At 64.5% G+C, this 26,871-nt stretch carries 26 protein-coding genes; 12 read left to right on the forward strand and 14 right to left on the reverse strand.

Going from position 1 to position 26,871, the window contains the following annotated elements:
- Positions 1 to 85: 85 nt before the first annotated feature.
- A complete protein-coding gene (locus CCR94_RS24795; RefSeq protein WP_146090153.1) occupies positions 86 to 385 on the forward strand; it encodes a hypothetical protein in 300 nt (99 codons plus the stop codon).
- A 73-nt stretch (positions 386 to 458) separates the two neighbouring features.
- Here the strand turns inward: CCR94_RS24795 and CCR94_RS22305 are convergent, their stop codons facing one another.
- A complete protein-coding gene (locus tag CCR94_RS22305; protein WP_104510485.1) occupies positions 459 to 2,273 on the reverse strand; it encodes an ABC transporter ATP-binding protein in 1,815 nt (604 codons plus the stop codon).
- A 227-nt stretch (positions 2,274 to 2,500) separates the two neighbouring features.
- On the opposite strand from CCR94_RS22305, the gene CCR94_RS25345 reads away from it, so the two are divergent.
- Together CCR94_RS25345 and CCR94_RS22315 are read left to right on the forward strand one after the other, a co-directional pair.
- Positions 2,501 to 2,677: a hypothetical protein gene (locus CCR94_RS25345; protein WP_158254880.1), complete on the forward strand. Its 177-nt coding sequence runs from the start codon at positions 2,501 to 2,503 to the stop codon at positions 2,675 to 2,677.
- A gap of 10 nt (positions 2,678 to 2,687) precedes the next feature.
- Positions 2,688 to 3,095 (forward strand): CoA-binding protein, encoded by a 408-nt coding sequence (locus CCR94_RS22315; RefSeq protein ID WP_104510487.1) that lies wholly within the window; start codon positions 2,688 to 2,690, stop codon positions 3,093 to 3,095.
- A 4-nt stretch (positions 3,096 to 3,099) separates the two neighbouring features.
- Here the strand turns inward: CCR94_RS22315 and CCR94_RS22320 are convergent, their stop codons facing one another.
- The 3 genes from CCR94_RS22320 to CCR94_RS22330 form a co-directional block, all read right to left on the reverse strand.
- On the reverse strand, positions 3,100 to 4,803 hold the full coding sequence (locus CCR94_RS22320; protein ID WP_146090154.1) for a methyl-accepting chemotaxis protein: 1,704 nt from the start codon (positions 4,801 to 4,803) through the stop codon (positions 3,100 to 3,102).
- Positions 4,804 to 4,904: 101 nt separating this feature from the next.
- Entirely contained in the window at positions 4,905 to 5,729 is an 825-nt protein-coding gene (locus tag CCR94_RS22325; RefSeq protein WP_104510606.1) for an FTR1 family iron permease, read from the reverse strand.
- A gap of 79 nt (positions 5,730 to 5,808) precedes the next feature.
- On the reverse strand, positions 5,809 to 6,732 hold the full coding sequence (locus CCR94_RS22330; protein WP_104510489.1) for a LysR family transcriptional regulator: 924 nt from the start codon (positions 6,730 to 6,732) through the stop codon (positions 5,809 to 5,811).
- Positions 6,733 to 6,913: 181 nt separating this feature from the next.
- On the opposite strand from CCR94_RS22330, the gene CCR94_RS22335 reads away from it, so the two are divergent.
- The 3 genes from CCR94_RS22335 to CCR94_RS22345 are packed head-to-tail and all read left to right on the forward strand — an operon-like array spanning position 6,914 to position 8,689.
- Entirely contained in the window at positions 6,914 to 7,513 is a 600-nt protein-coding gene (locus tag CCR94_RS22335; protein ID WP_104510490.1) for a YceI family protein, read from the forward strand.
- A gap of 1 nt (position 7,514) precedes the next feature.
- Positions 7,515 to 8,090 (forward strand): cytochrome b, encoded by a 576-nt coding sequence (locus tag CCR94_RS22340; protein WP_104510491.1) that lies wholly within the window; start codon positions 7,515 to 7,517, stop codon positions 8,088 to 8,090.
- The gene (locus tag CCR94_RS22345; RefSeq protein ID WP_244594183.1) at positions 8,087 to 8,689 is read left to right on the forward strand and encodes a YceI family protein; all 603 of its coding nucleotides are present in this window, start codon (positions 8,087 to 8,089) and stop codon (positions 8,687 to 8,689) included. Before CCR94_RS22340 ends, CCR94_RS22345 begins: the two co-directional genes overlap by 4 nt.
- 12 nt (positions 8,690 to 8,701) lie before the next feature.
- Here the strand turns inward: CCR94_RS22345 and bfr are convergent, their stop codons facing one another.
- The 10 genes from bfr to CCR94_RS22395 form a co-directional block, all read right to left on the reverse strand.
- A complete protein-coding gene (gene bfr / locus CCR94_RS22350; protein WP_104510492.1) occupies positions 8,702 to 9,178 on the reverse strand; it encodes a bacterioferritin in 477 nt (158 codons plus the stop codon).
- Positions 9,179 to 9,281: 103 nt separating this feature from the next.
- The gene (locus tag CCR94_RS22355; RefSeq protein ID WP_104510493.1) at positions 9,282 to 9,503 is read right to left on the reverse strand and encodes a (2Fe-2S)-binding protein; all 222 of its coding nucleotides are present in this window, start codon (positions 9,501 to 9,503) and stop codon (positions 9,282 to 9,284) included.
- 141 nt (positions 9,504 to 9,644) lie between these two features.
- Positions 9,645 to 9,893 carry a formate dehydrogenase subunit delta gene (locus CCR94_RS22360; protein ID WP_104510494.1) on the reverse strand — a complete coding sequence of 83 codons (249 nt, stop codon included), beginning with the start codon at positions 9,891 to 9,893 and terminating at the stop codon, positions 9,645 to 9,647.
- Positions 9,890 to 10,723: a formate dehydrogenase accessory sulfurtransferase FdhD gene (gene fdhD, locus CCR94_RS22365; protein ID WP_104510495.1), complete on the reverse strand. Its 834-nt coding sequence runs from the start codon at positions 10,721 to 10,723 to the stop codon at positions 9,890 to 9,892. The genes CCR94_RS22360 and fdhD overlap by 4 nt, the downstream gene beginning before the upstream one ends.
- A complete protein-coding gene (gene fdhF, locus CCR94_RS22370; protein ID WP_104510496.1) occupies positions 10,710 to 13,547 on the reverse strand; it encodes a formate dehydrogenase subunit alpha in 2,838 nt (945 codons plus the stop codon). The genes fdhD and fdhF overlap by 14 nt, the downstream gene beginning before the upstream one ends.
- 11 nt (positions 13,548 to 13,558) lie before the next feature.
- Positions 13,559 to 15,118 carry a formate dehydrogenase beta subunit gene (locus CCR94_RS22375; RefSeq protein ID WP_104510497.1) on the reverse strand — a complete coding sequence of 520 codons (1,560 nt, stop codon included), beginning with the start codon at positions 15,116 to 15,118 and terminating at the stop codon, positions 13,559 to 13,561.
- Positions 15,115 to 15,600, reverse strand: coding sequence for an NAD(P)H-dependent oxidoreductase subunit E (locus CCR94_RS22380; protein ID WP_104510498.1), 486 nt, complete (start codon positions 15,598 to 15,600; stop codon positions 15,115 to 15,117). Before CCR94_RS22380 ends, CCR94_RS22375 begins: the two co-directional genes overlap by 4 nt.
- A 145-nt stretch (positions 15,601 to 15,745) precedes the next feature.
- On the reverse strand, positions 15,746 to 16,552 hold the full coding sequence (locus tag CCR94_RS22385) for a hypothetical protein (RefSeq protein ID WP_146090155.1): 807 nt from the start codon (positions 16,550 to 16,552) through the stop codon (positions 15,746 to 15,748).
- Between the two features lie 146 nt (positions 16,553 to 16,698).
- Complete coding sequence (gene shc / locus CCR94_RS22390; RefSeq protein WP_206605886.1) at positions 16,699 to 18,723, reverse strand: squalene--hopene cyclase; 2,025 nt, start codon at positions 18,721 to 18,723, stop codon at positions 16,699 to 16,701.
- Positions 18,724 to 18,807: 84 nt separating this feature from the next.
- Complete coding sequence (locus CCR94_RS22395; RefSeq protein WP_206605887.1) at positions 18,808 to 19,131, reverse strand: hypothetical protein; 324 nt, start codon at positions 19,129 to 19,131, stop codon at positions 18,808 to 18,810.
- Between the two features lie 242 nt (positions 19,132 to 19,373).
- Here CCR94_RS22395 and ilvD point away from each other — a divergent pair, with 242 nt between their 5' ends.
- From ilvD to CCR94_RS22425, 6 genes are all read left to right on the forward strand, one after another.
- Positions 19,374 to 21,215, forward strand: coding sequence for a dihydroxy-acid dehydratase (gene ilvD / locus CCR94_RS22400; RefSeq protein WP_104510502.1), 1,842 nt, complete (start codon positions 19,374 to 19,376; stop codon positions 21,213 to 21,215).
- A 274-nt stretch (positions 21,216 to 21,489) separates the two neighbouring features.
- Positions 21,490 to 21,804 (forward strand): DUF485 domain-containing protein, encoded by a 315-nt coding sequence (locus CCR94_RS22405; protein ID WP_104510503.1) that lies wholly within the window; start codon positions 21,490 to 21,492, stop codon positions 21,802 to 21,804.
- Positions 21,804 to 23,513, forward strand: coding sequence for a cation acetate symporter (locus tag CCR94_RS22410; RefSeq protein ID WP_104510504.1), 1,710 nt, complete (start codon positions 21,804 to 21,806; stop codon positions 23,511 to 23,513). The genes CCR94_RS22405 and CCR94_RS22410 overlap by 1 nt, the downstream gene beginning before the upstream one ends.
- A 59-nt stretch (positions 23,514 to 23,572) precedes the next feature.
- Entirely contained in the window at positions 23,573 to 25,369 is a 1,797-nt protein-coding gene (locus CCR94_RS22415; RefSeq protein WP_104510505.1) for a DUF294 nucleotidyltransferase-like domain-containing protein, read from the forward strand.
- Positions 25,370 to 25,379: 10 nt separating this feature from the next.
- Positions 25,380 to 26,048: a 3'-5' exonuclease gene (locus CCR94_RS22420; protein WP_104510506.1), complete on the forward strand. Its 669-nt coding sequence runs from the start codon at positions 25,380 to 25,382 to the stop codon at positions 26,046 to 26,048.
- 51 nt (positions 26,049 to 26,099) lie between these two features.
- Positions 26,100 to 26,870 (forward strand): enoyl-CoA hydratase, encoded by a 771-nt coding sequence (locus CCR94_RS22425; RefSeq protein ID WP_104510507.1) that lies wholly within the window; start codon positions 26,100 to 26,102, stop codon positions 26,868 to 26,870.
- Position 26,871 lies beyond the last annotated feature (1 nt).

A 26,871-nucleotide genomic window follows, 5' to 3' on the forward strand; every position in this document is an offset into this window, starting at 1 on the left:
AGAGGCATTTCAGAGACTAATTTGGCTCTCTTTTGTCTCCGGCGCATTCGATATCGTTCCATCCTGATACCTTGCGCGCGCTTGCATGGCAAGCACCTGCGGAGGCGCCATTTTCAGCGCTTGGCATTTCGCGCAACAATTTTTCGAGCTGATTCGCCGCGGGATCGCCCGCAAAATGTTTGAAACGTCCACTTTTGATAATACGCTCGTTCTTCCCGCCGGCGGCGCGAAATTATTGGGAGTTCATGGAGACGGTTCCGCCGCGGCTGTGACGCAGGCGGTTTGCCCTACTGAATGGGGTGCGATCGTTCATGTGGTTTCGACCTGTCGGCTGCTTGATCGCGACCGGCGTCGCACCGCTCCTGGCGCGAGGCCGGAGTCATGATCACGAAGGACCGGCTCTCCCTTCTCGCTCTCGCAAGAAGGCCATGGTCCGACCCTGGCCGAAGAGTTGAGGATCAATCGCCCAAAAACCCGCCGCTCTGGCGCTTCCATAATTGCGCGTAAAGCCCGTCGCGCGCCAGCAGGTCGGCGTGGGCGCCGTCCTCCACGATCCGGCCCTTGTCCAGCACGACAAGGCGGTCGAGATGCGCGATGGTCGAGAGCCGGTGCGCGATGGCCAGTGTGGTGCGACCGCGCATCAGTTCCATCATCTCCTGCTGGATGGCCGCTTCGACCTCGCTGTCCAGCGCGCTGGTGGCCTCGTCCAGCACCAGGATCGGCGCGTCCTCCAGAATCACCCGCGCGATGGCGACGCGCTGGCGCTGCCCGCCCGAAAGCTTGACCCCGCGCTCGCCCACCTGCGCCGAAAACCCGCGCGCGCCGTTCTGATCCGACAGCGTCTCGATGAAAGCTTCGGCATGGGCGCGTCGCGCCGCCTCGCGCAGCTCATCGCGCGAGGCGTCGGGGCGGCCGTAGCCGATGTTCTCGGCGATGGTGCGGTGGAGCAGGCTGTTGTCCTGCGTCACCACGGCGATGTGGCGGCGCAGACTCCGTTGCGTCACGCCGGCGATATCCTGGCCGTCGATCAGGATTTCGCCGCCCTTGAGATCGTAGAAGCGCAGCAGCAGGTTGACCAGCGTGCTCTTGCCCGCGCCGCTGCGGCCGATCAGCCCGACTCTTTGTCCGGCGGGGATGACCAGATTCAGATGCTCGACCACCCGCGCGCCGCCGTAATCGAAGGCGATGTCGCGGAACTCCACCGCTCCGCCGCCCGGCTTCACCGTCAAATCCCTGGCGTCCGGGCGATCCACTACCGACCAGGGCCGGGCGATGGTCTCCATGCACTCCTCGACCCGCGCCAGCGTATCGAACACGGCGGTCGATTCATGGCGAATCCAGCCGGACATGTTGACCAGTTGCCAGACCATGGGGATCACCATCACCGCCACGCCGGAGGAAATGCGCCCCTCCTGCCAGTGCGCCAGCGCCAGCGCCGGCGTGGCGAGCAGCAGGGCGACATTCATCACCGTGTGGCAGGCGCCCATGCGCCAGATCACGTCCAGCGCCCGCCGATAACTCGCGCCATGCGCCTCCAGTTCGGCCAGATTGGCGGCCGTCTCCTCGGTCTCGCGGGCGAACAGTTTGACAATGCCGATGTTGGCGTAGACGTCGTTGACATGGCCGACCAGCCGCGTGTGATCGCGATTATGCGCCAGTTGCAGTTTTCGCGCGCGCGGCAGGAAATAAAACAGGGAGCCGATGTAGAGCGTGAGCCAGACCACCACCGGCGCCGCCAGCCACAGGTCGAAATGGATCATGGTCCCGACGGTCGCGACGGAGAAGAAGCCGCAATACCACAGCGCGCTCATCACGCTGCGCAGGGGGTCGCGCAATGCGCCGCCGCCCTCGATCACCTTGTTGGCGATGCGGCCGGCGAACTCATGGGCGAAATAGGCCATGGAATGGCCGAGCGTATAGCGGGCGAGCTGGTAGCGAATCAGGTTGTTGAAGCGCGGCGTGTAATAATGGTCGTAGATGAACCACATCGCGATCATGCAGCCGCCCCAGCCGACCAGGATCGGCGCGGCGACGCTCCACAGCCAGGGGTGGGACAGCACGTCGCGGGTCGCGGCGGAGGCGTTGATGTCGTTGATCAGCCAGCCGATCATCACGGGAATGCTCGCCTGTCCGGCGGCGACGCAAGCCTCCAGCACCAGCAGGACAAGCAGCAAACCCTTGATCTGGCGCACGAAGTGCCAGACGAAGGGCCAGAGTTTCGCAGGCGGCGGTCCCTTGGGCGCGCCTTCGAGTTTGATCGGATCGAACGGCATGGTTTTTTCAGAGGAGGGGAGGATAGCCCCTTTTAAGCAAGGCGGACAACGGAAGCGAATTTTTTATCGCGGGCGGCGGATTGACGCGTTCCCAGAGCCGCCACGCATTGGGTCTGGAGTTTGATGCAAGGCCCGTGGGAGGAATTCGGGAACGTGATCCGCGCCCCCCTGGGATTGCGCCCGCGCGGTTTCGCGCGATAATGGAGGCGAAATTGAATGGAATATCCATGCCGGATCTCGATCTGACCATGCAGGCGCTGGCTCTGCTCGCGCTGGTGATGTATCTGCTGCCGCGCGTGATTGGGGGACGGGCGGGCGCTGTGCTGCCGCGCGTCGGCGCCGTGCTGCTGACGGCTGCGATCGTCATCGCGCTGATCCAGAGCTTCTTCTGGTTCTCCCGATGAGGGCGGGGCCATGATCGACGAAATCGGCGCGCTTTTACGCGAGACCAAGACCATCGCCCTGGTTGGCGCCAGCGCGCGGCCGGAGCGGCCGAGCCATGACGTGATGGCTTTCTTGCAGCATCGCGGCTACCGCGTGATTCCCGTCAATCCCGGTCTGGCCGGGCAAATCCTGCTGGGCGAGCGCGTCCGCGCCAGCCTGAGCGAGCTGGACGGAGAAAGAATCGACATGGTCGATGTGTTCCGCCGCCCGGAAGCGGTCGCGGTCATCGCCGAGGAGGCCATCGCGCTTGGCGCGCGCGCGCTCTGGCTGCAATTGGGCGTGATCGACGAGGCGGCGGCGGCGCGGGCGCGCGCGGCCGGGATGGTCGTGGTGATGGACCGCTGCCCGAAGATCGAATTGATGCGGCGCGACGTGTGAGCCGTTACGCCGCCCGGATCGATTGCAGGAACGCGTCGACCTCCGCGCGCATAAATCCGGCCTGGCGCGCCAGTTCGGCGGCGGAGGTGAGGATCTGGTTCGAGGCGCTGGAGGACTCCCGCGTCGCCTGCAACACGCCGCCGATATTGTCGGCCACCTGCCGAGCGCCGGTCGAGGCTTCCTGCACATTGGCGGAGATTTCCCGCGTCGCCTCGCCCTGCTGGCTGACGGAGACGGCGATGGACTGGGCGATCGCCGAGGCCTTTTCGGTGGCGCGCACCACCGCCGAGAGGTTTTCGGCCGCGCGCGCGCTGGTGGCCTGGATGTCGGTGATCTGCGCCCCGATCTCGGCGGTGGAGCGCGCCGTCTGCTCGGCGAGGCCCTTCACCTCCTGCGCCACCACGGCGAAGCCGCGTCCGGCTTCTCCGGCGCGCGCGGCCTCGATGGTGGCGTTGAGCGCCAGCATGTTGGTTTGCCCGGCTATTTCGGAAATCAGGCTGACGATGCCGCCGATCTTGTCTGCTGCGGCGCTGAGTTCGCGCATCCGCACGTCCGTGCGTTCGGCCTGCTCGGCGGACTCCCGCGCGATGTCCTGGGATTGGCGCACCTGTTCGTCGATCTCCTTGACGGAATAGGACAATTGCTCGGTGGCCGAGGCGACCGAGCCGATATTGCCCGACGAGGCTTCCGAGGCCGCGACGACGGCGGCGGCCTGCGTCTCCGCTTCGGCGGCGGAAGCGCTCATGAGTCGGGCGGTGTTCTGGAATTCGTCGGCCGCGCGCGACACGCCGCCGACAATGCCGCTGATCGACGCCTCGAATTTTTGCGCGAGTTGCGCGGAAAGGGCGCGGCGTTGCGCCTCCTGATTGGCCTGCGATGCCGCCGCCTCCCGCTCCAGCTCCTTGCCGCGCAGCAGATTGGCTCTGAAAATCTGTAGAGTTCGCGCCAGCGCGCCGATTTCGTCGCCCCGCTCGGCGCCGCCCACTTCGACGCTGGCGTCGCCATCGGCGAGGCGTTCCAGCGCGCCGACCGCGCCGCGCAGGGGCGCGAGCAGACCAAACAGCAGGGCGGCGCCCACGGCCATGGACAAGGCCACGCTGACCGCCATGCCGGCGGCCACGATCTTCTTGCTGAAGCTTGCGATCTCCAGCTCGGCGGCGCCTTCCCGCGCCGCCGCCGCAATGTTGTAATCGAGATCCTTGGCGATGATCTTGACCAGTTTGTCGCGCTCGGTGGCGTCGCCATTGTTGAAGGCGTTCATGGCGCCGGTCATGTTGCCGCTGCGGGCGATGTCCTGGGTGTCCAGCGCCGATTGGCGAAAGGCCGGCCAGGCCTTGATGAATTCGCCCATCAGCCTCTCGTCCTCGGTCCCCTGTTCGATCAGCGGCTTGTACGCTTCGAACGCCTTGTCCACCTTGGCGGCGGCCTCGGCCATGATGTCATCGACGTTTTCGGCCCCGAAATTGGCGGAGATGGCCAGCAGGCCATTGGCCTCGGCCAGGCGATAGGCGTTGATCGAGCCGCGCAGCATGGACACGCGGTACACCGAGGGCAGTCGAATGTCGCGGGTGATGGCGGAGGTCGCCTCCATTTGCGATATCTGGATCAGCGACACGACGCCGAGGGCGGCGACAACCGCCAGCAGGCCGGAAAAGGCGGCGATGATTTTGACGCGCGCGCTCATGTTGCGCCAGAATGTAAAGATCAATTCCGCCTCCGAACCAGCCGATTTCCGAACGAACGGCGCAGCCTAGGCGGGGAAGGTTGCGCTGGCCTTGCGTGCTATTGTCCCGGCGCCGCGGCGCTGTTTCAAACCGTCCGGGCCTGCGGCGTTTTTGGCGCGGCGGCGCGGGTGGCCAGGAATATGCCCGACAGCGCGACCAGATAGACCGCGAGCTGCATGCCCGAGGGCTGGTCGACATAGCCGAACAGCACGTGCAGCACGCGCCCGAAAATGCTGTCGTCGGGCAGCAGCCACGCCGTGTTCCAGACCGTGCGCGCCCAAACATTCACCAGGCCGGCCTGTTGCAGATAGACCACGCTCTGCGCGGCCATGCCGGCGGCCAGAAAGGTGATCAGCCCCGTGGTGACGCCGAACAGGGTTTTCGCGGGAATCTTCACCAGCCCGTGGAACATCAACGCCGAAAGCGCCGCGCCCAGCGCCAGGCCGCCGGCGCCGCCCGCCAGCATGGAGACAACCGTCTCCTTGCCGGAGGCGGCGACGCCATAGAGGAACAGCACCACTTCCGAGCCCTCGCGCAGCACGGCCACGGCCACGACAATGGCCAGCGCGGTCAAATCCTTGGCCCCTTCCGCCACCTCAAGACCGACGCCGCGCAGGTCCGACGCCATTGCCCGACCGTGGCTGGCCATCCAGATGTTGTGCCAGGCCAGCATGCAGGCGGCGACGATCAGCACGGAGGCGTTGAACGCCTCCTGGCCCACGCCCTCCAGCGCGTTGGAAAGTTCGCCGGCGAAAACCGCCAGCAGGCAGGCGCCGAGCACGCCGGCGGCGACTCCTCCGGCGACATAATAGCCCCGGCGCGGCACATCTCGGGTGACTGCCAGCACAATGCCGACGATGAGTCCGGCCTCGATGACTTCGCGAAAGACGATGATGAGCGCGCCGAGCATGTTCGATTCCTGTGACAACCGGCCAACCATGTCAGCGCTGTTGCGGCGCCGCAAACGAATGCGCGCAGTTTAGAATTTTTCAAAACGAGCGGACGCGCGGCAGATCGGCGCGCAGCCGCTCGATCAGCCAGCGTCCGGCCGGGCCGGGCGGCGAGGCGGCGCGATAGGCCGCCGTCATGGCCACGCTGTAGCCGGTGACCGGCGCATCGCGGAGGGTCAGGACTTTCAGGCGCCCCTCGTCGATTTCGCGTTGGACGGCATGGCGCGGCATCGAGCCCCAGCCGAGCCCGCTCAGCAGGAAGGCGTGCTTGGCGTAGAGGTCGGCGAGCCGCCAGGTGGCGGGCGACAGCACGCCATATTCGCGCCCGGAAGAGTCGCGCCCCAGCGTGGAGGCGCGTTCGGTGAGCACAAGCTGGACATGGTCGGCGAGGTTTTCGCGCGAAATCGGTCCTTCAATGCGGGCGAGCGGGTGGCTGGCCGCCGCCACCATGACAATCTCGACGCTTTGCAGCGGCTCGCCGGCGCAGTCGCACGGAATCGGCGTGGGGCCGCCGACCACGGCGAAACTGGCGCGGCCGTCGAGCACCGGCTGCAACGCCCCGCCCAAAACCTCGACATAGAGCCGCAGCGGCGTCACCGGAAACTTTTCGCGGAAATCCCCGGCGGCCTCGGCCATGGCCTGAACGGGATAATAGACGTCCATCACCGCGCAAAGCTCGGGCTCCACCCCCTTTTTCATGCCATGGGCGCGAAAATTCAGCTTGTTGGCGGCGGCGCCGAGGATGTGGGCGTCGGCGAGCAGCAGTTTGCCTTCCGGCGTCAGCGTCGGCGAACGGGTGGAGCGGTCGAACAGGGTGACGCCGGTTTGCGCCTCCAGCCGCTTGATCAGATCGCTCACCGCCGATTGCGCGCGGCCGAGTTTCCTGGCGGCGGCGGAAAACGAGCCTTCCTCCGCCGCGGCGATAAAGGTGCGGATCTGATCGAGGGAGAAGCCGTCGTGCATGATCTATCTAAAATCCAGATGGAACTTATCTAGAACTAACGGCTGGACAGAGGGGCGGCAAGGGGGCAGATTTCCATCCGACAAGCCAAGCTGGTTTGGCTCGGCCTTGGCCGGGCAGCATGGAAGTCAAAGTATTTCACAAGGCGGGCCGCCAAGCGCCGCGCCACACAAGGGAAACGACATGAAACTTTCTCACGCGCTTTTCACCGCCGCCCTGCTCGCCAGCACGCCAGTCCTGGCCCAGGCGGCCGATCCCAAAACCGTCACGGCGGGCGCCTACAAGATCGACTCGCCCCACACCGAAATCCTGTTCGGCGTGTCGCATTTCGGCCTGTCGAACTTTTCCGGCGTCATCGCCGGCGCGGAAGGAACGCTGAAGCTCAACCCGGCCAAGCTCGCCGACACGCAGCTTGAGGTGGCGGTGGCGACCCAGACCGTTCTCACCCCGGTGGACAAGCTGACCGGCGAATTGCGCGATCCCGAATGGCTCGATTCCGCCAAATTCCCCAAGGCGACCTTCGCCTCCAAAAAGGTGACGCAGACCGGCGCCGACACCGCCGACATCGCCGGCGAACTGACCCTGCACGGCGTGACCAAGCCCTTGACCCTGCACGCGAAATTCGTCGGAGCCGGCCTCAATCCGATGAAGAAGATCTACACGGTCGGTTTCGACGCGACCGGCGTGATCAAGCGCACCGAGTTCGGCGTCTCCAAATATGCGCCTTACATCGGCGATGACGTGACCCTCACCATTCACGCCGCGTTCGAGGCCGCGAACTGACATGAATCCCGCGCCGCAACGCTATTCCGGGGGCGCGATCGCCCTGCATTGGCTGATGGCCCTCGGCGTCGTTGCGGCGCTGGGCGTCGGCTTGTACATGAAGAACGCGCCGCTGGCGCCGATGCGCATGTTCCATCTGTTCCAGCTGCACAAGAGCATCGGCGTGACCGTGCTGGCGCTGCTGGTCCTGCGTCTGGTCTGGCGGGCGCTGCATCGCCCGCCGCCGCTGCCCGACACGCTCGGACCCTGGGAGCAAAGGGCGGCCCATGCCGGCCATGTGGCTCTTTATGTGCTGATGATCGCGGTCCCGCTCACCGGCTGGATCGTGGTCTCGGCCTCGCCGCTCAACATCCCCACCGTGCTCTATGGCGCGATTCCCTGGCCGCATCTGCCGTGGTTTTCGACGCTTGAAGACAAGAAGGCGGTGGAGCCGCTGCTCAAGGCGCTGCACGACACAGCCGCCTTCGTGTTCATTGCGGTCATCGCCGGCCATGTCGTGGCGGCGCTGCGCCACGCGATCAAGGGCGACGTCCCGCTGTCGCGGATGGGAATTGCGTTTTGGAGAAACAAGCCTTGAAATCGATTTTCACGAACGTCGCCGCCTCTCCCTTCTCCCCTTGCGGGAGAAGGGGCCTCGCGGCTGTCCTGTCGCTGTTTGTTTTCGCCGGCGTCGCGCACGCCGCCGAATGGAAGCTCACAGCCGACAAGAGTTCGCTCGCCTTCACGGGGACGCAGATGGGAGAAAAATTCACCGGCCGCTTCCAGCGCTTCGACGCGCAAATCACCCTTGACCCGGACCATCCCGAGACCGCGAAAATCCTGGTCACGGTCGATCTCGCCAGCGCCGCCACCGGCGACCGCCAGCGTGACGGCGCGCTTCCGGAAAAGGACTGGTTCGACGTGGCGAAAACGCCGCAAGCCACGTTCACCGCCACCGAGGTCAAGCGCGCGGAAAAAGGGTTTGTGGCGACCGGCGACCTCACCCTGCGCGGCGTGACGAAAAAGATCGCGCTGCCGTTCACTCTCGACCTCGCCGGCAAGACGGCGCGGGCGAAAGGCCACGCCGATTTGCTGCGAAACGATTTCGGAGTGGGGCAGGGCGATTATGCCATCGACACCTGGGTGGCGTTTCAGGTTGGCGTCGATATCGATCTGGTGGCGGAACGGGCGGACTGATCCGCCCGCGCCTTACGACAAGTCCCCGATATGCTTCTGCGCGTAAAGCTGAGCGCCGACCTGCTTGATCAGCTCCTGTTGCGTTTCGAGGAAGTCGATGTGCTCTTCCTCGTCATGGGTGAGCTGTTCGAACAGGTTTTGCGTCACGCGATCGTTGACCGACAGGCAATAGGCGGCGGCTTCGAGATAGAGCGCGCGGGCATCGTGTTCCGCCGCAAGGTCAGCGCGCAAAACTTCCTCGATGGTCTCGCCGATGCGCAGCGGATTCAGCTCCTGCATGTTGGGAAAGCCTTCGAGGAACAGAATGCGCGCCGTCACCTTGTCGGCGTGCTCCATTTCCTCGATCGATTCCTTGCGCCATTTCTTGGCGAGATCCTTGTAGCCCCAATTGTCGAGAATGCGATAGTGCAGCCAGTACTGGCTGATCGCCGTCAGTTCGCTGCGCAGGGCCTTGTTCAGATAGTCGATGACTTTGGTGTCGCCGCGCATGCGTGATCTCCTGAAATGGTCTGGAGGTTCGATCTTATCGGGCGGCGGGATCGGGGCAAGGCGACAAAAGAGGCGCCGTTGCGTCAAAAAGTGCGAGAATGGCTCAGGCGCAGGCGCGGAGATCGGCGGTCTCGCGGGCATGGCTCGCCTCGCCGCCGCAATGGGCCTCGAGCGCGGCGCGAATGGCGCGAACGCACTTGCCGCATTTCGGCGCGCGGCCAAGGCTGCAAAACACCTCGCTGGGCCGCTTGGCCCGCGCGCCGCAGGGTTTTGCCGCCACATGCACATCTCGGTCGGAAATGACATTGCAGGAACACAAGATCATGGGCCGCGCCCCTCGTCAGCGTCAAGCGTTTAAGTCCAGGCCGGATGATAATGCCAGCGATTGCGCTTGCCGCAAACACCAAAAGCGTTGTTTGGAAGAATTCTAAAAAAGAACCCGGAGGGTTCGCCTTCGGGCCGGAAATCACGGGAAGATCGCCGCATCCGCCTTCCTCCTCTTCACCAAGGCCCGCGCCGCCTCCAGCGCCGCCGGCTCCAGCGTGCATCCGCTCGCCGCCGCCAAAAATCCCTCGCGCATGTTCGGGGTCCAGAACTTGTTGATATGGCTGGCGATGGCCTCCGGCGCCTTGTCGCCGCAACTGTTGTAATTGTCGGCGATCTGGCCGGCCATGCGCAAAAGCTTGGCTTGCGCGTCATGCGCGATTTCGCTCATGAAAGAGTCCTTTGCGCCTGCGGGGTGGCGTCGGCGAGTTCGCCCGCGAAAACCGTCAAACTGTCGGCGCGGGCGATGGCCGCCAGCGTCAGCCCCAACGCCTCCGCCCGCTCGATGGCGAGGCTGGTCGGCGCGGAAATGGCGGCGAGCAGGGGCGCTCCGAAAAAGGCGGTCTTTTCCACCATTTCAAACGAGGCGCGGCTGGTGACGAGCATAAACCCGTCGCGCGGGTCGCGTTTTTCGCGCAGCGCCGCGCCGATGCACTTGTCCAGCGCATTGTGGCGGCCGACATCCTCGCGGGCGAGCAGAATGGCGCCGTCGCGCGCGCAAAAGGCGGCGGCGTGAACGGCGCGGGTGGCGGCGTTGAGCGGTTGACTGGCGCAGAGATGGCGCAGCGCGGCGAACACGGCCCGCGCCTCGACCGGCGCGACTTCCGCCACGCGCCGCGCTTGCGGCAGCATGTCGGCGCTTTCGACCCCGCACAGGCCGCAGGAGCTGCGCCCCTCGATGGCGCGGCGCCGGGCGAGAGACCCCCGCATCTTCTCCGGCGCGAGGCGAATGTCCAGCGCCACACCCTGGCCCAGCGCACGCGCGTCGAGTCCGCGAATGTCGTCCGCGCGTGCGATCAGCCCCTCGGTCAGCGCAAAGCCGTAAGCGAAATCCTCGGCGTCGCCGGGGCTCGCCATCATCACCGCATAGGGCACGCCGCCAAACAGAAAGCTGACCGGAATTTCCTCGGCCACCGCCCGCTCGCCCGCGTGAGTCAGCCCGCCGGCTTCAAAAACTTTCGCCGTGATGTTTCGCGCGGCGGGGAGGTCATTGCGCGGCATTCACCACCTCCAGCCGCCGCAGCGAAACATCCTCCTCGGCATTGCGCTGCTGCCAGTCCGACACCGCGTTGGCGCGCCGCGCCTCCACCGCCGTCACCTTGTATTCCGGGCAATTGGTCGCCCAATCGCTGTTGTCGGTGGTCACGACATTGGCGCCGGAGCCGGGATGGTGGAAGGTGGTGTAAACCACGCCCGGCTGCATCCGCTCGCTGATTTTTGCGCGCAAAGCGACATCGCCGGCGCGCGACGCCACCGACACCAGATCGCCATCGACAATGCCGCGCTGCTCGGCGTCGAACGGATGGATTTCCAGCACGTCCTCGCTATGCCAGGCGGTGTTTTCGGTGCGCCTTGTCTGCGCGCCCACGTTATATTGCGAAAGTATCCGCCCGGTGGTCAGGATCAGCGGGAAGCGCGGCCCGCTGCGTTCCGTGGTCGGCACATATTCGGTCAGCATGAATTTGCCCGCGCCATTGACGAAACGCTCGACATGCATCATCGGCGTGCCATTTGGCGTGGCCTCGTTGCAGGGCCATTGCACCGAACCCATTTCTTCCAGTTTTTGATAGCTCACGCCGGCAAAACTGGGCGTCAGCGCCGCGATCTCGTCCATGATCTCCGCCGGATGGCCGTAGCGCATGGGATAGCCGAGCGCGGTGGACAGTTCGCAGATCGCCGCCCATTCGTCCTTGCCCGACAGCGGCGCCATAACTTTTCGCACGCGATTAATTCTGCGCTCGGCATTGGTAAACGTGCCGTCCTTTTCCAAGAACGACGCGCCCGGCAGGAACACATGGGCGAATTTGGCGGTCTCGTTCAGAAACAAATCCTGCACGACAACGCATTCGATGGCGCGCAAGGCGGCGGAAACATGGTTGGTGTTGGGGTCGGACTGGGCGATGTCCTCGCCATGGACGAACAGGCCCTTGAAATGGCCGCTTAGCGCCTCGTCGAACATGTTGGGAATGCGCAGGCCCGGCTCATCGTCAAGCTTCAAACCCCAACGCGCTTCAAACGCGCCGCGAACAGAATCGCCGGAGACATGGCGATAGCCGGGGAATTCGTGCGGGAACGAGCCCATGTCGCAGGAGCCCTGCACATTGTTCTGGCCGCGCAGCGGATTCACGCCGGCGCCGACATGGCCGATATTGCCGGTCGCCATCGCCAGATTGGCCAGCGCCATCACCGTGGTCGAACCCTGGCTGTGCTCGGTGACGCCCAGGCCATAATAGATCGCGGCGTTTTTGACGCCGGCGTAAAGCCGCGCCGCCGCCCGAACCTCGGACGCGGGCACGCCGGTAAACCGCTCCATCGCCTCCGGCGAATTCCGCTCCAGCGCGATGAAACGCGCCCAGCTTTCAAACGCCTCGCGGTCGCAGCGCGCGGCGATGTAGTCTTCCTTGAGCAAGCCCTCGGTGACGATGACATGGGCCAGCGCGTTGATGACGGCGACATTGGTTCCCGGCATCATCTGCAGGTGATGCGCGGCCTGCACATGGGGCGAGCGCACGAGGTCGATGGCGCGGGGATCGACCACGATCAGTTTCGCCCCCTGCCGCAGCCGCTTCTTCAACCGCGAGCCGAATACGGGATGGCCGTCGGTGGGATTGGCGCCGATCACCAGCACCACATCGGCGGCGTCAACCGACTTGAAATCCTGCGTGCCCGCCGACGCGCCCAGCGTGACCGACAGGCCGTAGCCGGTCGGCGAGTGGCAGACGCGGGCGCAGGTGTCGATGTTGTTGTTGCGCAAACCCGCGCGCACCATCTTTTGCAGAACGAACACTTCCTCGTTGGTGCAGCGCGACGACGAAATGGCGCCGACGGACTCGCGGCCATATTTGGCCTGGATGCGCTTGAACTCTGAGGCCGTGTAAGCAATCGCCTCGTCCCAGGACACTTCGCGCCAGGGGTCGGTGATCTTTTCGCGGATCATCGGCTTGGTCATGCGGTCTCTATGGGTCGCATAGCCGTAAGCGAACCGGCCCTTGACGCAGCTATGGCCCTCGTTGGCCTGACCCTGCTTGAAGGGAACCATGCGGATCAGTTTGTCGCCGCGCATCTCCGCCTTGAACGAGCAGCCGACGCCGCAATAGGCGCAGGTCGTCACCTTGGAATGCTCCGGCTGCCCTTGCGCGATCACGCTCTTTTCGATCAGCGTCGCGGTCGGGCAGGCCTGCACGCAGGCCCCGCAGGAGACGCATTCGCTGGAAAGAAAATCTGTGGGGCCGGAGGCGATGCGCGAGTCGAAACCGCGCCCGGAAACGGTCAGCGCGAACGTGCCCTGCACCTCCTCGCACGCCCGCACGCAGCGGCTGCACACGATGCACTTTGACGGATCGTAAGTGAAATAGGGGTTGGACTCGTCCTTGTTGTCTTTCAAATGGTTGGCGCCGTCGCCATAACGCATTTCGCGCAACCCGACCTCGCCCGCCGCATCCTGAAGCTCGCAGTTTCCATTGGCCGCGCAAGTCAGGCAGTCGAGCGGATGGTCGGAGATGTAAAGCTCCATCACCCCGCGTCGCAGTTTCGCCAGTCTTTCCGTCTGGGTGCGCACCACCATGCCGTCGGCGGCGGGCGTGGTGCAGGAGGCCGGCGTCCCGCGCATGCCGTCGATCTCGACGAGGCACATGCGGCAGGAGCCAAACGCTTCGAGCGAATCCGTGGCGCACAGCTTTGGAATCTTCACGCCCCGCAGCGCGGCCGCCGCCATCACCGACGTTCCCTTGGGCGCGGCGACCCTTTCGCCGTCAATGGTGAGGGTGACGGTCTCGGGGGAAAAACGGATCGGCGTGCCGGTATCCAGTTCCTCGATCAGCGACATTTTTCGCGCTCCTATTCGGCGGCGGTTTTCCGCGCGGCCGGAACGAAATCCTCGGGGAAACGATTGAGCGCCGACAGCACCGGACTGGGAACCAGACCGCCATGGGCGCATAGCGAGCCCGCCGCCATCACGTCGCAGAGGTCGCGCAGCAACGCGATGTTCTGCTCGACGCGCTCGCCCTTGATGATTTTTTCGACCACTTCCTCGCCGCGCGTCGCGCCGATGCGGCAGGGCGTGCACTTGCCGCAGCTTTCCTCGGCGCCGAACCGCATGGCGAATTTGGCCATTTTCGCCATGTCCACGGTATCGTCGAACACGACGATGCCGCCATGGCCGAGCATGGCGCCATTGGCCGCCAGCACTTCGTAATCCATTTCGAGATCGAGCTGCTTTTCGGTGATATAGGCGCCAAGCGGCCCGCCGATCTGCACCGCGCGGATCGGCCGTCCCGACGCCGTGCCGCCGCCAAATCCCTCGACGATCTCGCGCAAGCTGATGCCAAAGGCGAGTTCAATGAGCCCACCGCGTAAAACATTGCCGCCAAGCTGCACGGGCAGGGTGCCGCGCGACTTGCCGGAACCGAAATCGGCATAGGCCTGCCCGCCCTCGGCGAGGATGAAGGGGACGGCGGCGAAGGACAGCACATTATTGACCAGCGTGGGACGGCCGAACAGGCCGTGCAGCGCGGGAATGGGCGGCTTGGCCCGCACCAGCGCCCGCTTGCCCTCCAGACTTTCGATCAGCGCGGTTTCCTCGCCGCAGATATAGGCGCCGGCGCCGATGCGCTGTTCGAGATGAAAATGTTTGCCGGGACCGAAGGCGTTGGCGCCGATCCAGCCGGCCCGTTCCGCCAGTTCAAGCGCGCGCGCCATGGTTTGGGCGGCATGGGGATATTCCGAGCGCAGATAGATAAAACCTTTTTCCGCGCCGACGGCATAGGCGCCGATCGCCATGCCCTCGATCAGCATGAACGGGTCGCCCTCGAAAATCATACGATCCGCAAAAGTGCCGCTGTCGCCCTCGTCGGCGTTGCAGATCACATATTTGCGGTCGGCTTGCGCATCGTGAACCGTCTTCCATTTGACGCCGGTGGGAAAACCGGCGCCGCCGCGCCCGCGCAGGCCGGAGGCGCGCACTTGCTCGACCACGTCCGCCGGCGACATCGCCAGCGCGTTTTGCAGGCCCTTGAGCCCGCCATTGGCGACGTAATCCTCGAGCGAAAGCGGGTCCAGCACGCCGACGCGGGCGAACGACAGCCGCTGCTGGCGCCGCATCCAGATCATATCGGCGACGTGGCCGCGTTTTAACGGATGGTCGCCGCTGGCGAGCGCGCCGCTGTCGAACAGCGAGGCGACGTCCTCCGGCCTGACCGGCCCGAAACCGATGCGGCCTTGCAGCGTCTCGACCTCGACCAGCGGCTCCAGCCAGAACATGCCATGCGAGCCGTTGCGCCTGATGTCGAGCGTGACGCCGCGGGCTTCGGCCTCGCGCCGGAACGCCGCGACGACGCGCTCCGCCCCGAGCGACAGCGCGGCGGCGTCGATGGGAATATAGACCGTCAGCGCCGTCATCGCGCGACTCCGTCGCGGGCGGCGCGGGCGTGCAGCGCGGCGAGGGCTTCGTCGGTGAGCGCGCCGAAAATCTCGCCGTCATAGAGGGCGTTCGGACCCAGCGCGCAATTGCCGAGGCAATAGACGGTTTCGATCTCGACGCCGCCGGAAAAACCGCCGTCGATGCGGCACCCGGAGGCCTGTTCGAACCGCGCCGCCAGCGCGTTCGCGCCCCGCGCCTGGCAGGCCTCGGCAAGGCAGAGCTTTATGGTGCGCCCCAGCGGCTTCTGCTTCTTGAAATCCTTGTAGAAACTCAAGGTTCCAAAAACTTCGGCCCGCGAAACGTTCAGCGCGCTGGCGATAAGGCCGACCGCGCGCGGATCGACATAGCCAAACCGCTCCTGCAAGGCGTGCAGGATCGGCAGCAGCGGTCCTTCGAGCTCAGCCTTGTCCGAAATAAGGTCGCGCGCGAGGGATTCCTCCCAAGCTATCGGTTGTTCCATCCCTGTTTTCCTGCATTTTTGTTTGTTTTGCAGATTGAACAGGATTGAAGCGGGAAGGTTCGCTCAGCGCAAATGAATTCTTCTTAACGAATGATAGACGCCGTCTATCAGGGGCGATTTGAGGCGCTGGAATATCGCCTTTCGATCAATCCAACAATCTCCAACCCTTCTGGTCGAACACCTTCTCGTCGAGACCGTCGAGCCATTTGAAGGGACCGTCCGTAAGGTCGTCGGCGTTTCCCGCCTTCGGAACAAGCTCAGCGGACCACAAGGGCCGAGACACCGAGAAACGCTTGCCGTCGGCGTTGCGCAACACGACGGATATGCAATAGACGAACCGCTGCGTCGGTTGCGATTTGTTCTCGTCCGTGAGGAATATTGTGGCGATGGCGTGCCGTTTGCCGTCTTCGCCTTCGTTCGACGGCGCGACCTGTGGAATTCTGCTTGTTCCAACATCAGTTCCGAAACTGAAGTCGAGATCCCGGACGGCAATGTCGCCCGACTTGACTTCAGACGATGCGACATTAAGGCTGATCGCCGACATGTCGCCAACACAGTGGCTATTGTCGAAGCGGTTTGTCGAGGAATCCCCGGACGCCTGTGTATATTCCCTCAGAAAATAATCGTCATATTCCGTCGATCCTGGCTGAAACACGACCAATGTGGCGTGTTCCAAGAGCAAGTTTCTATTGCCCACATTCGCAAAGCTGAGATGAGAGAAGTTATGCGTAGATATCTTAATTCCGCTTGGCTTTTTTGAACTGTATTTTCCAAGGCCGTCTTGAGAGACGTATAACGCGTCCACGCGCCTGATCGACGTCGCGTAGAAAGTAAAAATGGAAATAAGGAACGATGTGATTGAAATGAATGCCGCCAGGCTCAGTGACACTGACCGGCCTTCGCTTGTATTGGGGTCGGAGGCCTTGCCTTCGAGATGCGACTTTTCACCCATGAGATGGCCTCTCAATGGTAATGATTTGGTATCAAGTCTGCGCAAGTCGAGACGCAAGTCAAGCGGCTCTCGCCGTCGCGGCGTTCACGTCATCGTGACGCTGCGTCCGGCTTCAATTGCGTCAGCCCGCGCGGACGGAGCCGGGTTCAGCTCCGTCTTGTGGCGCGCGCCAGCGCCATCAGCGGGAAATAATGGCAGTAGAGCCCGTAGCGCAGCATGAAGGCGCGCGACAGTTCCGGCCCCTGTTTCAGCCTTTCCGCCAGCAGCGGGTCGTTCAGCCTGATGGTCTGCCCGACGCCATAGCCCGGAAAACCCGTGCCGGTATAATGCGGCTCCGGCCAGGTTCCCTCGCGCTGGCTTTCCAGCAGGAACTGGCAGCCGCGCTCGATCGCCTCGCGATCCGCGTCGCGCCCCGCCGCGAGCAGCGCCATCAGCGCCCAGGCGGTTTGCGAGGCGGTGGTCGCGCCGCGTCCGGCGCTGTCGGCCCGCATGTAGGAGGCGCAACTTTCGCCCCAGCCGCCATCCTCTTGCTGGCGCGAGAGCAGCCAGTCGCAGGCGCGGGCGATATAGGGCTGGCTCATGTCCTCGCCGATCGCCGCGAGCGCCGGCAGAACCGCGCTGGTCCCGTAAATGTAATTCACGCCCCAGCGCCCGAACCACGGCCCGTCCGCCTCCTGCTGCTCGCGGATGTAGCTCAGCGCCCGCGCCATGGCCGGATGCTCGCGCGAAATCCCGAGCTTGCCAAAGGCCTCGACGACATGGGCGGTGACATCGACTGAAGGCGGGTCCAGCGCCTCGCCGAAATCGCAGAACGGAATTTTGGTCAGCAGCGTGTTGGTGTTGTCCTTGTCGAACGCGCCCCAGCCGCCGCTCTTGCTCTGCATGGCGACCAGCCAGTCGACGCCGCGCGAGATCGCCTCTTCAATGCCGCGCGCCAAAAATTTCTCCTGGGCGCGGAACGGGGCCAGCGCGATCAGCGCGACGGCGGTGTCGTCGGTGTCGGGGTAGAAATTGTTGCAATATTCGAAATTCCAGCCGCCGGGCCGGATCTTGGGCAGCTTGATCGACCAGTCGCCGGGGACGAGAACCTGCCGCTTCAGCAGCCAGTCGGCGGCCTTTTCCGCGGCTTCGTTGTCCAGCGCGCCGGCGTCGTCGAAGGCCAGCAAGGTCAGCATCGTGTCCCACACCGGGCTGTTGGTGGCCTGGATGAAGGTGGCGTCGCCCACATCCACGCGCCAGCCGGGATCGTCGAGCGCGGCGAGGCCCTTGGCCAGCACCGAATGGGTCACGGAATAGCCCTCGGTATGCAGCGCCATCAGGCTGTAGATCCACGGCGGCTGGATGCCGCCCCAGGCGCCGTCGGCGTCCTGATGCTTGATGATCCATTCCAGCACATGGCGGACGGCGGCGTTGCGCAGGCCGCCGACGCCGGCGAGACGCCCCAGATCCTGCAAGGCGTGCAAAATCTTGTCGGTCTTGCGGAAAAACCGGTCCCAGCGGTCGGGATTGGGCTTGGCCGGCAATTCGTAATCGAAAGCCTCGCGTCCCCCAGGAAACAGCGCGTCGAGCCGGTTTTGCGGCGGCAGCGGCCGCGAGGGGCGGCGCGCGGACAGCACGGCGATGGGCATCAGCGTCGCGCGCGCCCATTGCGCGAAATGATAGATGTTGAGGGGAAACCACAGCGGCAGCCAGATCACTTCCGGCGGCAGGTTCGGCGTCTTCTCCCAGGGCCATTCGCCGATCAGGGCGAGCCAGTAGCGGGTGAAGACGCGGATGTTTTTTAAACCGCCCTTGGCTTCGATCCAGGCCTGCGCCTTCAGCAGGGCGGGGGCGTCGGCGGCAAAGCCGGAACAGCGCAGGGCGGCGTAGGCTTCGACGGTGGTGTTGATGTCGCCGTTGGGGGCGCCGTAATAGATTTCCCAGGCGCCGTCGGCGCGCTGCTTGTCGAGCAGGGATTGGGCGAGGCGCGGGATCAAGGGGTGGTCGTCGAGGCCAAGAACCCAGAGGGCGAGGCGCCATTGCGCCTCCATGCAACTGTTGGATTCGGCGCGGCCGACCCAATGACCGTCCGGCTTCTGGCGGGTGACCAGCCAGTCAACCGCCGCGCTCACGCCCGAGCGCAGCGCGACGGCGAAATTGTCATTTGAGGCGGGGATGTCGGCGGAGTTCAAGGCTGTTCCTTCGATGCGGTCGTTGGAGCTGGAGGTTGACCCAACCCTTAAACGCCGAGCCGCCGAATGCCAACCTTTGCGGGGTTAACGCCGCTCGTAAAGGATGGGTTGATGCGGATGGAAGCCGTGATGGCCATAACGGGCGAAACGCCCGTAGCGGCCATAATGACCATTGCCGCCAAAGCGGGCGTAGCCATATCCTCCGCCGCCATAGCCGGCGGACCTGTCATAACCGTCATTGCCCGCGGAGCCGCCCTCAACCGGCTCCGTGCTGACCTGGCGGGTGTAATAGGTCTGCCGCACATAATAGGCGCGCCGCACCGGCTGGTAGCTCACCACCGGCGCGAGTTGCGTGGAGATCACCGGGCGAACCACCTGATGGGGAACCAGTTGTTCGCAATGGCGCACCGTCACCGGGCGATAATAGGTTTCATAGCTGCAATTGGCGCATTGGGCCTGGGCCGAACCGCCGGTCGCCGCGAGGGCGGGACTTCTCCAATCAAGGCCCTGCGCGGTATTTTCTCAAAATGGGACGCGAGGTCAATGCAATCGTCAAGACTTGCTTAACCACGACCGCGCCGGCGTGGACGCGCCCGCCGCAAAGATGTAGGACACGCCGAACGTCACACTTTCAAGACCAAGGCAAGCCCATGCCAGCCTATCGTTCCCGCACTTCGACCCACGGCCGCAACATGGCCGGCGCGCGTGGCCTCTGGCGCGCCACCGGCATGAAGGACGGCGATTTCGGCAAGCCGATCATCGCGGTGGTCAACAGTTTTACGCAATTCGTGCCCGGCCACGTCCATCTCAAGGACCTCGGCCAACTGGTGGCGCGGGAAATCGAGGCGGCCGGCGGCGTCGCCAAGGAATTCAACACCATAGCGGTGGATGACGGCATAGCCATGGGCCATTCCGGCATGCTCTACAGCCTGCCGTCGCGCGAAGTCATCGCCGACAGCGTGGAATATATGGCCAACGCCCATTGCGCCGACGCGCTGGTGTGCATCTCCAATTGCGACAAGATCACGCCGGGCATGTTGATGGCGGCGCTGCGGCTCAACATCCCCGCCATTTTCGTCTCCGGCGGGCCGATGGAGGCCGGCAAGGTCGTGCTGTCCACCGGAACGAGGAAGGTCGATCTGATCGACGCCATGATCTCCGCCGCCGATCCCAACAACAGCGACGAGGATGTCGCCGCGATGGAGCGTTCGGCCTGCCCGACCTGCGGCTCCTGCTCGGGCATGTTCACCGCCAACAGCATGAACTGCCTGACCGAAGCGCTCGGCCTGTCGCTGCCTGGCAATGGCACGCTCCTCGCCACCCACGCCGACCGCAAGGAGCTGTTCCTGCAAGCCGGCCGGACCATCGTCGATCTGGCCAAGCGCTATTATGAGCATAATGACGAACGCGTGCTGCCGCGCAGCATCGCCACGTTCAAGGCCTTTGAAAACGCCATGATGCTGGACATCGCCATGGGCGGTTCGACCAACACCGTGCTGCATCTGCTGGCGGCGGCCTATGAGGCCGGCGTCGATTTCACCATGGCCGACATCGACCGCCTGTCGCGCCGCGTGCCGGTTTTGTGCAAGGTGGCGCCCTCCGTGGCCAACGTCCATGTCGAGGACGTGCATCGCGCCGGCGGCATCCACGCCATCCTTGGCGAACTCGACCGCGCCGGCCTGCTCAACCGCGATGTCCATTCGGTCCATGCCGGCAGCCTGGACTCGGCGCTGGAGCAGTGGGACATCAAGCGCAGCGACTGCCCCGGCCTCGATATTTTCCACCGCGCGGCGCCGGGCGGCGTGCCCACGCAAGAGGCGTTCAGCCAGAATGCCCGCTACGAATCGGTGGATACCGACCGCGCAACCGGCGTGATCCGCTCGGCCGACCACGCCTTCTCCAAGGACGGCGGCCTCGCCGTGCTGTTCGGCAATCTAGCTGAGGACGGCGCCATCGTGAAGACGGCGGGCGTCGACGCCAGCGTGCTGAAATTCACCGGCCCCGCCGTGGTTTACGAAAGCCAGGACGACGCCGTGCAGGGGATTCTGTCGGGCGCGGTCAAGGCGGGCGATGTGGTCATCATCCGCTACGAAGGCCCGCGCGGCGGACCGGGCATGCAGGAAATGCTCTATCCCACCAGCTATCTGAAAAGCATGGGGCTGGGCAAAGTCTGCGGTCTCATCACCGACGGCCGCTTTTCCGGCGGCACCTCGGGCCTGTGCATCGGCCATGTCTCGCCGGAGGCGCAGGAGGGCGGCGTGATCGGTCTGGTCGAATCGGGCGATTCCATCGTGATCGACATCCCCAATCGCGTGCTGAAACTCGATGTCGCCGACGCCGAACTTCAGCGCCGCCGCGAAAAGATGGAAGCCAAGGGCAAGGCGGCCTGGAGGCCGGCCAACCGCGACCGCAAGGTCTCGGCGGCGTTGCGCGCCTACGCCGCCATGACCACCAGCGCCGCCAAGGGCGCGGTGCGCGTCGTGCCGGAGTAACAGCCTGGGCGCCCGGCATTGGCCCCCTTCTCCCCCAAAGGGGAATACGGGGTCGCTCCCCAGCGCCCAAACGTCGAAATCCCCGCCCGCCGCTCTTCCAGCGGCGGGTTTTTCGTTTCCAGGCCGCATCTTCAACGAAGTGCTAACTCACGCGGCGGCGCCGGCTGGGTTAGACAGGAACGAGACTAGCGAGGGAAGAACCGCGGGCGTTGCGCCTGCGCGCAATCCAAAAAGGTTCACCCGCGCTCGTCTTGGAATACAGGGAGGAGCCTTCATGGCCGCAACTGCGTTAGATATTGAAAAAAATCCGAAGTTTCAGGAGTTGGTGGCCACGCGCAAGACGCTAGGCTGGACTCTCTCGGCGGCCATGCTGGCGATCTACTTCGGCTTCATCCTGCTTGTCGCCTTCAACAAGGATTTGGGCAACCTGCTGGGCATACCGCTCGCGGCGGGCTCCGTCACCACGGTCGGCATCGTCGTCGGCCTGTTCGTCATCGTCTCGGCCTTCGTTCTCACCGGCATCTACGTCCTCAGGGCCAACGCCCGCTATGACGAACTGACCCGCCAGATCGTCGAGGAGAGCAAGTGATGAGCCGCATCAAGTCTCTCTTTTCCGGCGCCTCTGTGACGGGCGCCGCGCTGGTCGCGCTGGCCTCGCCCGCCTTCGCCGACGCCATCGCCGGCGGCGGTGAAAAGCAGGCGACCAACTGGACCGCCATCGGCATGTTCGCGGTGTTCATCGTCTTCACGCTGGGCATCACCTATTGGGCGGCCAAGCGCACCCGTTCCGCCGCGCAGTTCTATACGGCGGGCGGCGGCATCACCGGCTTCCAGAACGGCCTCGCCATCGCCGGCGACTACATGTCGGCGGCGTCCTTCCTGGGTATTTCCGGCCTCGTCTATACGTCGGGCTTCGACGGCCTGATCTATTCGGTGGGCTGGCTGGTCGGCTGGCCGATCGTCACCTTCCTGATCGCGGAGCCGCTGCGCAACCTCGGCAAGTTCACCTTCGCCGACGTCGCCTCGTTCCGCTTCCAGCAGACGCCGATCCGCGTCATGGCCGCCTGCGGCACGCTGGTCACGGTCGCCTTCTACCTGATCGCGCAAATGGTCGGCGCGGGCAGCCTGATCAAGCTGCTGTTTGGCCTCGACTACACCTATGCGGTGATCATCGTCGGCGTGCTGATGATCGTCTATGTCACCTTCGGCGGCATGGTGGCGACCACCTGGGTACAGATCATCAAGGCCTGCCTGCTGCTCGCCGGCGCGACCTTCATGGCCTTCATGGTGCTGGCCAAGTTCGGCTTCTCGCCGGAGGCCCTGTTCGCCAAGGCGACCGAAGTCCACCCGAAAAAGCTGGCGATCATGCAGCCGGGATCGCTGATCTCAAGCCCGCTCTCGGCGATTTCGCTGGGGCTGGCGCTGATGTTCGGCACCGCCGGCCTGCCGCACATTCTGATGCGCTTCTTCACCGTGTCCGACGCCAAGGCGGCGCGCAAGTCGGTGTTCTACGCCACCGGCTTCATCGGCTACTTCTACATCCTGACCTTCATCATCGGCTTCGGCGCGATCGTGCTGGTCTCCACCGACCCGGCCTATCTCGACGCCGGCCTGCTCGCCAAGGGCAAGACCGCCATCGAAGCGATCCGGGGCACCTCCAACATGGCGGCGATCGACCTCGCCGGCGCAGTCGGCGGCGACATCTTCCTCGGCTTCATCTCGGCTGTGGCCTTCGCCACCATCCTCGCGGTGGTGTCGGGCCTGACGCTGGCGGGCGCCTCGGCGATTTCGCACGACCTCTACGCCACCGTGTTCAAGAACGGCAAGGCCAACGAGCAGGACGAAATCCGCGTCTCGAAGATCGCCACCATCGTGCTCGGCGTTGTCGCCGTGGTGCTCGGCATCGTGTTCGAGAAGCAGAACGTCGCCTTCATGGTCGGCCTCGCCTTCTCGATCGCGGCCTCGTGCAACTTCCCGGTGCTCCTCATGTCGATGATGTGGCGCGGCATGACCACGCGCGGCGCGGTCTATGGCGGCTTCTTCGGCCTGACCTCGGCGCTGGTCGGCGTGATCTTCTCGCCGGCGGTGTGGGAAGTCACGCTGGGCCACGCCAAGGGGTCGGCGGCGTTCCAGATCTCCAATCCGGCCTTGTTCTCCATGACCATCGCCTTCTTCGGCATCTGGCTGTTCTCCAAGCTCGACCGCAGCGCGCGCGCCAAGGCGGACATGGCGGGCTTCGACGCGCAATATGTGCGCTCGCAGACCGGCATCGGCGCCTCCGGGGCCTCGGCCCACTGACCATATAATTCCCTCTCCCCGTAAACGGGGAGAGGGAATCCCCTCAACGGAGAGGCGTCATGAGCGTGCTTCTCGACACGGCGGCGGCCCCGTTCGACCGGCTGACGCCGGACGAAGCCGAGGAATTGCAATCCGCCCTGGACATTCATTACTACCGGCCCGGCGAAACCATTCTCGCCGAAGGCGCCAAGCCTGAAGGGCTCTATCTCGTCGTCAAGGGCTGCGTCGAGGAGCGCCAGCAGACCGAACCCGTCGGCATGCTCGGCCCCAAGGATTTTTTCGACGCGCGCGCCGTGGTGCAGGGCGCTAGCGTCAGCGCCTTCATCGCCGCCGAGGAAACCCTGTGCGCCATCGCGCCGCGCGCGGAACTGGTGCGTCTCATCAACGCCAATCCGCGCTTCGGCGCCTTCTTCTATCTCGACATCACCCGAAAACTCGACGCGCTCGCCGGCGAGAGCGAATCGAGCCAGTTCAGCTCGCTGATGCATGCGCGGGTGCGCGACCTCGAAATGATGCCGGCGGTGCCCATCGACGCGACCGAGAGCATCAAGGCGGCCGGCCGCAAGATGCAGACGATCGAGTGCAACGCGCTGCTGGTGCGCGATGGCGAGCGCGTGGGCATCGTCACCGGCATGAACCTGGCCAAGGCGGTCCTGCTCAAGGACATGACCATCGACGAGCCGGTGGGAAGCATCGCCCATTTCGATCTGGTCGCGGTGACGCCGGACGATTTCGTCTCCCATGTGCTGCTGCTGATGACCAAGCACAACAAGCGCCGGGTGGTTGTCAGGCAGGGCGACGACTTCCTCGGCATCATCGAGGACATCGACCTGCTCGGCCATTTCGCTGGCAATTCCCAGCTCGTCTCCAGTCGCATCGACCGCGCCGCCAATCTCGACGAACTCGGCGCGGCCGCGCGCCAGATCGCCGACCAGATCAAGCCGCTGCGCCGCCAGGGCGTCAAAGTCGAGGTGGTGGCGGAAATCGTCTCCGACCTCAACCGGCGCCTGTTCGCAAAACTGTTCGACCTCACCTGTCCGGCGGAAATCGCGCCAAAACTGTGCCTGATCGTGATGGGCAGCGAGGGCCGCGGCGAGCAGACCGTGCGCACCGACCAGGACAATGGCCTGATCCTGGCCGAACCGGTCGATCCGGTCCTGCTCGACCGCTTCCGCGCCGATTTCTCGGCCGCGCTCAAAAGCTTCGGCTTTCCGCCCTGTCCGGGCCATGTGATGGTGAGCAATCCGTTCTGGGTGCGCACCGTCGATCAATATGTCTCGGATTTTTCCCGCTGGATCACCACGCCCGACAACGAATCCGCCATGAACGTCGCCATCTTTTATGACGCGACGGCGGTGGCGGGCGACGCGCATCTGCTGGAGCGGACCAAGCAAGCCCTGCTCGAAAAGATCGGCAGCGAAAGGGTCTTTCTCGCCCGTTTCGCCGCCGCCGTGCTGGCGTTCGAACTGCCGATCGGTCTGTTCAACAATCTGAAATTGTCGGACGCCGAGGGCGGCGCGCTCGACGTCAAGAAGGGCGGTATTTTCCCCATCGTCCATGGCGTGCGCGCGCTTGCCATCGAACAGGGGCTTAACGAGACCAACACCTTCGATCGCCTCGCCAAACTTGCCGAAAAAAGCCTGTTGAAGGAAGATTTCGCGCGCGGTCTCGCCCAGGCGCTTGACTATCTGCTGACGCTGCGGCTCGACGCGCAACTCGCGGCCTCCGACGCCGCCAGCCTGTTCAAGCCGGGCGCCCTGACCAGCATGGACCGCGACCTGCTGCGCGATTCCTTCCAGCAGGTGAAGCAATTGCGCGATCTGGTGCGCCGCCGCTTCAACCTGAACATGTTTTGAGGGCCGTCCGATGCTGCGCTGGCTGATGCGGCAGATGGACAGGGTGGCGCTGTCGGACCGCTCCTACATGTTTCTGTTCGAGCCGGGGCCGGACGACGAATATATTTCCATCGATTGCGAAACCACCGGCCTCGACCGCGGCCGCGACGAGATCATTTCGGTCGCGGCCATTCGCATCCGGGGCAACCAGATTCTCGCCAGCGAGAGTTTTCGCGCCATCACCCGCCCGCGCTGCGCCATCGACCCCGAGGCGATCAAGATCCACGGCTTGCGCGAACAGGATGTGGCGCAGGCCCCGACCATGAACGAAGTGCTGCCGGACTTGCTGCGCTTCATCGGCGGGCGCCCGCTGGTCGGCTATTACATCGATTTCGATCTGGACATGCTCAACAAGCATGTGGCCGAACTGATCGGCATCGAACTGCCCAACAAGACGGTGGAAGTCTCCGGCATTTACTACGACCTGAAATATGGCGACGCCCCGCCGGGCACGCAGGTCGATCTGAAATTCGCCAGCATTTTGCGCGACTTGAAGCTTCCGCTGTTCAACCAGCACGACGCCCATTCCGACGCGCTGATGACGGCGATGATCTATGTGGCGCTCAGGGACATGAAGGCGCGCGGCGTAAAAATTCCCCGCCCGCGTTACAAGCCGATTCAGGATTATTCCGGGGGGTGAAGCCGGCGTTATTATGCTTTACAAGGGCTTCGTTAACCATGGGAGCCCCCCTTGACCGCCATCACCCTGTTCGAAAAGCGCGGCGACATCGCCCATTTCGTCTTCAACCGGCCGCAGGCGCGCAACGCCCTCACCTTCGAAATGTACGAGCATCTCTATGAGGCGACGCTCAGGGTCAACGAAGACAAAGCCGTCAAGGCGCTCGTCATTTCCGGCGCCGGCGGCAAGGCGTTCGCGGCGGGCACCGACATCGCCGAATTCCGCGCGCTGAACTCGGATCAGGACTGCATCGATTACGAAATCAAGATCGAGCGCATCCTTTCCGCGCTGGAGCGCTGCCGCGTGCCCACGCTGGCCGCCATAGCCGGGGCCTGCACGGGGGGCGGCGCGGCCATCGCCGCCTGCTGCGACCTGCGCCTCGCCGGCTCCGACGCCAAATTCGGCTTTCCCATCGCGCGCACGCTCGGCAATTGCCTGTCGGTGGCCAATTACGGCCGCCTCGTCCATCTCATCGGCGCGGCGCGCGTAAAAGACCTGATTTTTACCGCGCGGCTGATCGACGCGGAGGAAGCGAAAATCTTCGGCTTCGTCGGCGAGATCGTCGCGCCGGACGCCCTGATGACCCGCGCCGAAGAATTGGCGAAAACGGTGGCGGGCCATGCGCCGCTGACGCTCGCCGCCACTAAGCAGGCGCTGCTGCGCCTGCGCCCGCCAATGGAGACCGGCGAGGATCTGGTGGTGATGTGCTACCGCAGCAAGGATTTCCAGGAGGGCATGGAGGCGTTCCTCGCCAAGCGCCCGCCGATCTGGCGCGGCGAATGAC

This window comes from Rhodoblastus sphagnicola, from assembly GCF_002937075.1.
Lineage (GTDB): Bacteria > Pseudomonadota > Alphaproteobacteria > Rhizobiales > Beijerinckiaceae > Rhodoblastus > Rhodoblastus sphagnicola.

Bases quoted from the DNA above. Each gene is read 5' to 3' on its own strand.
- CCR94_RS22385 (WP_146090155.1), bottom strand. From the start codon at position 16,552: ATGGGTGAAAAGTCGCATCTCGAAGGCAAGGCCTCCGACCCCAATACA.
- CCR94_RS22405 (WP_104510503.1), top strand. From the start codon at position 21,490: ATGGCCGCAACTGCGTTAGATATTGAAAAAAATCCGAAGTTTCAGGAG.
- CCR94_RS22415 (WP_104510505.1), top strand. From the start codon at position 23,573: ATGAGCGTGCTTCTCGACACGGCGGCGGCCCCGTTCGACCGGCTGACG.
- CCR94_RS22375 (WP_104510497.1), bottom strand. From the start codon at position 15,118: ATGACGGCGCTGACGGTCTATATTCCCATCGACGCCGCCGCGCTGTCG.
- CCR94_RS22360 (WP_104510494.1), bottom strand. From the start codon at position 9,893: ATGAGCGAAATCGCGCATGACGCGCAAGCCAAGCTTTTGCGCATGGCC.
- CCR94_RS22410 (WP_104510504.1), top strand. From the start codon at position 21,804: ATGAGCCGCATCAAGTCTCTCTTTTCCGGCGCCTCTGTGACGGGCGCC.
- CCR94_RS22335 (WP_104510490.1), top strand. From the start codon at position 6,914: ATGAAACTTTCTCACGCGCTTTTCACCGCCGCCCTGCTCGCCAGCACG.
- CCR94_RS22420 (WP_104510506.1), top strand. From the start codon at position 25,380: ATGCTGCGCTGGCTGATGCGGCAGATGGACAGGGTGGCGCTGTCGGAC.
- CCR94_RS22330 (WP_104510489.1), bottom strand. From the start codon at position 6,732: ATGCACGACGGCTTCTCCCTCGATCAGATCCGCACCTTTATCGCCGCG.
- CCR94_RS24795 (WP_146090153.1), top strand. From the start codon at position 86: ATGGCAAGCACCTGCGGAGGCGCCATTTTCAGCGCTTGGCATTTCGCG.
- fdhF (WP_104510496.1), bottom strand. From the start codon at position 13,547: ATGTCGCTGATCGAGGAACTGGATACCGGCACGCCGATCCGTTTTTCC.
- CCR94_RS22305 (WP_104510485.1), bottom strand. From the start codon at position 2,273: ATGCCGTTCGATCCGATCAAACTCGAAGGCGCGCCCAAGGGACCGCCG.
- CCR94_RS22325 (WP_104510606.1), bottom strand. From the start codon at position 5,729: ATGCTCGGCGCGCTCATCATCGTCTTTCGCGAAGTCATCGAGGCCGGA.
- ilvD (WP_104510502.1), top strand. From the start codon at position 19,374: ATGCCAGCCTATCGTTCCCGCACTTCGACCCACGGCCGCAACATGGCC.
- CCR94_RS22340 (WP_104510491.1), top strand. From the start codon at position 7,515: ATGAATCCCGCGCCGCAACGCTATTCCGGGGGCGCGATCGCCCTGCAT.
- CCR94_RS22315 (WP_104510487.1), top strand. From the start codon at position 2,688: ATGATCGACGAAATCGGCGCGCTTTTACGCGAGACCAAGACCATCGCC.
- fdhD (WP_104510495.1), bottom strand. From the start codon at position 10,723: ATGCCGCGCAATGACCTCCCCGCCGCGCGAAACATCACGGCGAAAGTT.
- CCR94_RS22380 (WP_104510498.1), bottom strand. From the start codon at position 15,600: ATGGAACAACCGATAGCTTGGGAGGAATCCCTCGCGCGCGACCTTATT.
- CCR94_RS22355 (WP_104510493.1), bottom strand. From the start codon at position 9,503: ATGATCTTGTGTTCCTGCAATGTCATTTCCGACCGAGATGTGCATGTG.
- CCR94_RS25345 (WP_158254880.1), top strand. From the start codon at position 2,501: ATGCCGGATCTCGATCTGACCATGCAGGCGCTGGCTCTGCTCGCGCTG.
- bfr (WP_104510492.1), bottom strand. From the start codon at position 9,178: ATGCGCGGCGACACCAAAGTCATCGACTATCTGAACAAGGCCCTGCGC.